Origin of the sequence: Bacillus sp. DHT2 (genome assembly GCF_026241455.1) — a bacterium.
Taxonomy (GTDB): Bacteria; Bacillota; Bacilli; order Bacillales; family Bacillaceae_G; genus Bacillus_A; species Bacillus_A pseudomycoides.
Genome location: NZ_JAPHWH010000044.1, coordinates 1 through 6241 on the forward strand (window position 1 = coordinate 1; position 6241 = coordinate 6241).

A 6241-nucleotide genomic window follows, 5' to 3' on the forward strand; every position below is an offset into this window, starting at 1 on the left:
TATGCGTTCCTTCATGCAACCAACCCTGCCATTACTAGCAACGCTGTTTCGGGTGGAAATATTCTTGACAACTAGAATAGCGTATCCTTATGGATGCGCACTATTATGAAGCGACTTCTTGTCGCGCTTGAATCTCAATATTCACTTGCGTTCCATTGTCGAGTGTTGCTAATAAGTCTAGTATGGATAACTTATCATCTTCATAAGACTTATGGAGATGTGGGTCTTCCAATTGTAGTGATGAAATAGGTGTATCTAAAGATTCTTCTAAGATAGCGTTTAAAAATCCAATTAAGATTTCTTCATTCCCCTTTGTTCCAAATAACTGTTTAAAAGCAAAATCAATTCGTAAATTTACTAATTTTGTGGACATGGGTTTCCTCTCCCTGTCTTTCTATTCTTAAATATATTTTATAAGATAGTCCCTTACATATGCAAATGCTTCTGTATTTCAAGTTTACATCTGTTTATAAATGTAGGTTCTGTTGCAAAGTTTTTTTACAGATAGAAAGTTAGGATGGGGTATAGCTGAATTCTATACAATTGTGAGTAATTGCTGTAATTCATTGTACGTTGAAAAAACGAAGTTTGGCTGCAAACTTCGTTTTCGTTTATATATAGCATGAATCGTTTCGATTCCTTTCAAAGTGCGCGAAGCATGGCGAAGACTTTGAAATCCTGCAGATTTGGCAAAGCGGCGTTTTACATGTCTATGGTCCTGTTCTATGAGATTATTCAAATGCTTGATTGTACAATGAGTTGTATGTTTATAAAAGCCTTGTTCCTTTAAAATATCCCATTTGTTACGCTCCCGTTCATCTTTTTCCAAAGTGTACTTGAGTTTCGAAAACTTTGCAACAGAATCCCCTTAGTGATACTTTATATTTTTTCATTTATTCCTTGATTTGGTATTATTAATTTCTTTATTTGAAATCGATAAATTATAAATGAGCATATCACTATAACGATTGTTAGCGTTCCTAATGCCATTACTAACAATTGATATCCAATGTAATCTAGTAAAAAGCCAATAAGCACTAAAAATAATTGCAATACTGTTCGATCTAACATAGTTTTCAACGAAAAAAATCTTCCATGGAGCTCAGAAGGTATCGTTTGTTGAGAAAAAGTATATAAAAGAGGATTGAAAATTCCATAAGCTAATCCAAATAAACCAAATGCAAAAATAGATAAACTAATAATCGAAAATGACAGTAACCATTGAGAAATCCCCATAAAAAAACAAATCAACAAAAGAATTTTTACTGGTTGTAAGCTATGTCTTACAAGTTTCTTAACAAAAAAACCAGCTATTAAAATACTAGTCCCTTCTACAAAATAAAGAATACCCATAATAGAGGAATTACTTTGATGACTAATTTCTATTACAAATAAATTAAAACCAGAAATGAAAATTAAAGGGATAATTGATAAGATAAGAACCATTTTTAGTAAATAATTTTTATGAAATAACGGAATAATTTCTCTAAAATGAAAAGTCGATTTTGCTGTTCCTCTCTGAAAATCGTCTTCTTTTACAACTAATAATTGATTTAATATATATAGAAGAACATAAGCTATTAAAGCGATTAAAAACAATGTATATAATGGAGCAATAGTTAATAACACACCAGCTAAAACCGCACCAAATATTCGAGATACAGTTATAATATTTACATTAATAGCATTAACCATTATAAGTTGGTCTGTATGTATAATCTTTGGTATAATCGACTGAATCGTTGGATTAAAAAAAGAAGCTGAACAGCCAATACCAATACTATACACAAGCATCCACCAAAGAGAATCTGTATAGATAGCCAAGAGCATACATATAACCGAAATAATTCTCATAATACCAACTAATTGTAATACCTTTGTTTTAGACGTCGAATCAATGTAGCGTCCGGCATAAGGTCCTATTAATACTCCTATAACCCCACCAATTACAAGAAAAAAAGCTTGAAAAAAAGAAGATGTCAAATGAAGTTGTAGAAACCGTAAATTACCGATAGTACCAAACCATATACCTAATTGAAATACCAGTTGACTAAATAATACAATGCTTAAATTTTTATTCCTGAATAAAATTTTATAATCATTCACACTCTAAATCTCTCCCTTAAATCGAAAGTCTCTTCCTTTATTAACAGCTTCTCGACTAATATTTCCAAGCCCAGAAATTCCACAGACGATCTCAGACTCTTTGTTAAGTTCTAATATCTCTTCCACAAGTTCATCATTTGCATGTGCTGTAAAAAAAGCCCCTAATTGTAACCAAGAAGCTACTAAATAAAAAGTTTGACTCAAATGTCCTACATCCATCATCACAATACGATATACTCGTGGACTTTTATACTTCCACATAGGTCGTTCTAAACAAGCTGTATAGAAAAATAAAACAGCTGCTCCTTTTACATACTCTTGTCCAGCTGCCATATCAATAACTGTACTTGAGATATCTTCTTGTCTTACTATATCCAGGGAATGATTTTTAACATTGTAATGATATAAACCTTTCTTTATTCCTTTTACGTTAAAAATATAAGGATATACTTCAATAGGATGCCTTGCACCACCCGAAGGACTAGTTTTAAACAAGTTTTTCCCTATTCCAATATCTCTTTTACAAGAGTTTGCTCCCCAAACAAGATAAAGTATTGTAGATAACTCTTGTACTGTTATGGGATCATCCGAAAAAGAACGAACAGTTTGTCTTTTTAAAAGTGTATTTAGAAAGTCACCACTTAAATTAAAATTCGGTAATGGTAAAGGTATTTCTTCAGAATCTACATACATCTTATACAAAGAAGGTGCTAAAGCATTTTCTTTTTTTGCTAATAATCGTTCATAATCTTGATTAACATTTAAATATTGGTCCTTATGAAGTAATCGTGTATTAAAATGGAAATATTTGGCTGAAGTACCCCATTCTTTCCAGCTAGATAACAAAAACTCTTCTTGTTCCTCTGGAGATCCTTTTTTAATTAATATATGAGCTTTTAATAAAGTTTCTATTATTTCTTCTAGTTGCTCTTGCGTGTATACTATTCTATTATCATTTAATAACCCGTTTATTGCCTCACTTACACTTACCCACTCTTTAAATATATTTAAAACAGGAAAGATCGAAGGTTCTAAGCTATATTGCTCATGTCTTATGTAATCATCTATCATAAAATGACCATCTTTCCAAAAATAAAGTATATTTTCTGCTGTTTTTAATTGCATATAAATATCTCCTAACTGAATATAACTATATTATATAAATTAAAATCAATATAAAAAAATAAACGACTGACGTTTCTTCGTCAGTCATTTATTTTTCAAGCTACTTATTTTGTTGGTGAAGTCTCTCCGTGTTCTGAATTTACACGAGTTTGATACTCACTAACACAAGGTTTTAAAATACTCATATGTACACCTCCAAGATTTTCTACTATTTGTACTATCATTATAATTATTACATAAATGGAAAAATTAATCAATTAATTATTAGAATTTTAAAAATCATTAAAATCCGGTTCTGATGCAAATACTTAGGAAAGATATAAAGAGGCAAAAAGTTTCCTAGTGGAATCTAGTCTTAAGCAGCAATTCCAAATAGTTGATGGATGAACTTCACTTGATTTTGGACAGACTTGTCCAGTAAAACAAGTTGCCCTTTTTTTACCATATGCATAGCTTCTATTCCAGAAATAATGGATGTAGCTGTGCGAAAGGATTTCAATCCTAACATCGAACGAACTCGCTTTTTAATAAAACGATGATCTTGTTCCACTATGTTATTGAGATATTTCACTTGCCTTAGTTGGATGCCTAATGGCATCTTTTTTTCTTTTCTCAATTCTTCAACTGCTATAGGATAAGCTGGATTCTTATCGACTGTCACGACACGAGGCTCAGAAATATGAAAAGACTGCAAAGCTTTCCTGAAGAATCGCTTTGCAGCCTTGTGGTTTCTTGCTTTGCTTAGGTAAAAATCGATGGTATTTCCTTTCGAATCGACAGCACGATACAGGTACATCCATTGACTTTTTACTTTGATATATGTTTCATCGACTCTCCAAGAGTCATTGATTTGCTTGAGATGACGACGGATTCTTTTGTCTAATTCAGGACCATACTGATGAACCCAACGCATAATCGTTGTATGAGCAACGGATAAGCCCCGTTCCTCCATCATTTCCACCAAATCACGAAAGTTCAAGTTGTACCGTAGGTACCATCGTACTGTTTGCAAAATAATATCATGATGATAATGCTTCCACTTGAATAAATTTCGCTTTTCCATACTGATCACACACCTTTTTTAGAGTAATAGTATCAGTATGTCCAAGATTTAGAGATTACTTGCAATTATCTTGAAGTTTTCGCACCAGAACCATATAAAGTATTACTAGCACGTTAACATAAACATAGTATTCCTGGATTAGTAGATTAAGAATCTATCTTTTTTAGGAAAAGAAAGAAGCATCCATTATAGTAATTTTTTCTTTGTTATATATGAATTATATATTGATGATGAATTACCCTTCTGCTGAGAAGAGTATTCTACCATAAAAAAATAAATAACTAACTAACATGAAAAACAAAATGATTAGTATTGTACGAAAATTACACATAGTAGTCCTCCTTAGGGTATAAGGGGAGTTTAATACATACTGCACCTTTTACATATATTGCAATGTAGGACAAGTTAGTTGCTTATATCCTATTCATTACTCCTAATCGCATTGAAGAACATTTGCCTTATTGGTTCTAGTGCAAATATGAATATAAGGACAAATATGTTGTAAATTCCTAACGGGATCTTATCTTATACAATGAATACAACCAAGTGCTTGATGCAAATATTGACTAGTCCCCTAAATCTATCTGTCTCGTTTTGACCATATTCATGACCTCTATTCAATTGATTATCTTTTTAGCAGTTTAAAAGGATTTTAATTCTAACATGTTCCAATTCCGTTTTTTAATATACCAACGGTCTTGTTCAATGATATTGTTTAAATATTTTTTTACACGAAGTGGCATATCTTGAAGTATGCTGTTTTACTTGTTTTACAACAAGATGGGCTTTAGCGCCATCTGCAGTTATCATATGAGGTTTATAGTATGAAAGGCAGCCAAGACTTTGTTAAAAAAGCGCTTAGCTACCTTTGTCATCGTCATACACGTCCTTTATTTATTAATATTATCAGTGTACACAATGAAAATATTTTTTGAACCAGAGCCTGATTTTGTCAACTTACTTTAATTTTATTATTCTTGAATTGCTATTTCTTCCTTTATTATTGTTCCAGTAGACGCACTCGCTGCTGAAGAATAACCTATTGAAAAAGTGCTATCGCACAAATTGGTAATAGTTTTTTTCATTCCTCTCCCCTCTTCTTATATTTTTTTACATCACATTGGATGTATTTATAGGATATATCCGCTATATAAATATGAGATGCAGTTTAGATGTATTTCATTTAAAGATTTAATGGCAACAAAAAAGAATCATTTCCTACAGGATAGAGGCTACTTTACTTCTTCATATTCCTTCATAATTTTATAAAACGTGTTTCTCTTTAGTTCTAACTAGGGGTACCGCCACACATCCATCAACTTAAAGTATATTTTTGTACAAAATGCGGTCTTTCCACTTAGTTTTTTATAATCTTTTATAGAAGTTATAAAAGTAGGCATATCAAATAAACCCTGACGGGTTTCAATTTTTTTTACTATGCTACTTTATGATTAGAAGTGGTATACTCATAAACAACACCCAAAATATCAAAGACTGTCTTTTTCTCGTATCGATGAGATTTTCGTCCGTTGTGCTGTAGGAGGTTAAACAGACGAAGGAGAACCTTTGATAGCTCTTGGGTGTTTTTGTGTAATGCTTGATGAAACAGTAAAAAATAATCCTTAATCATGTACATCGCTTTATATTCACTTAGCTCTTTCTGTTTCTTACGCAACAGGAGTTCTCTCATTTTAAACATAGTAGAAGAACATAATAAGATACTAATGAGTTGACCATAAAGATGACATTCTAACCGCTCTTGTTTAATAGATTTGCAACGATGAATTTGAAACCAAGATTTCCATATTTTAAATAACAGCTGTCGGGTAAAGAACTGGCGCGGTATCAGTTATGACCCGTTTCCAACCCCTCCCCATAAGAACTGCTCGTGAGGTTTTCCCTCAAGCAGCTCACCCCATAAACTTCATCAAAAGGGTTATGAGACCT

The 6241-nt window shown here is 32.1% G+C and carries 3 protein-coding genes and 4 pseudogenes; all 7 read right to left on the reverse strand.

All coding sequences use genetic code 11. The features are described from left to right. Positions 1-121: 121 nt before the first annotated feature. A pseudogene (locus ORL93_RS30485) lies at positions 122-373 on the reverse strand (Rpn family recombination-promoting nuclease/putative transposase); the annotation flags it as partial. Positions 374-535: 162 nt separating this feature from the next. Further along, positions 536-790, reverse strand: a pseudogene (locus ORL93_RS30490) (DDE-type integrase/transposase/recombinase); the annotation flags it as partial. An 89-nt stretch (positions 791-879) separates the two neighbouring features. Then, the gene (locus tag ORL93_RS30495) at positions 880-2106 is read right to left on the reverse strand and encodes an MFS transporter (RefSeq protein ID WP_265960310.1); all 1227 of its coding nucleotides are present in this window, start codon (positions 2104-2106) and stop codon (positions 880-882) included. A gap of 3 nt (positions 2107-2109) precedes the next feature. Further along, positions 2110-3231 carry a SagB/ThcOx family dehydrogenase gene (locus tag ORL93_RS30500; protein ID WP_098910181.1) on the reverse strand — a complete coding sequence of 374 codons (1122 nt, stop codon included), beginning with the start codon at positions 3229-3231 and terminating at the stop codon, positions 2110-2112. 355 nt (positions 3232-3586) lie between these two features. Further along, positions 3587-4294 carry an IS6 family transposase gene (locus tag ORL93_RS30505; RefSeq protein WP_265960311.1) on the reverse strand — a complete coding sequence of 236 codons (708 nt, stop codon included), beginning with the start codon at positions 4292-4294 and terminating at the stop codon, positions 3587-3589. A 983-nt stretch (positions 4295-5277) separates the two neighbouring features. Beyond that, positions 5278-5360 (reverse strand): annotated as a pseudogene (locus tag ORL93_RS30510) (LPXTG cell wall anchor domain-containing protein); the annotation flags it as partial. Positions 5361-5729: 369 nt separating this feature from the next. Further along, positions 5730-6116 (reverse strand): annotated as a pseudogene (locus tag ORL93_RS30515) (IS4 family transposase); the annotation flags it as partial. Positions 6117-6241: the final 125 nt, after the last annotated feature.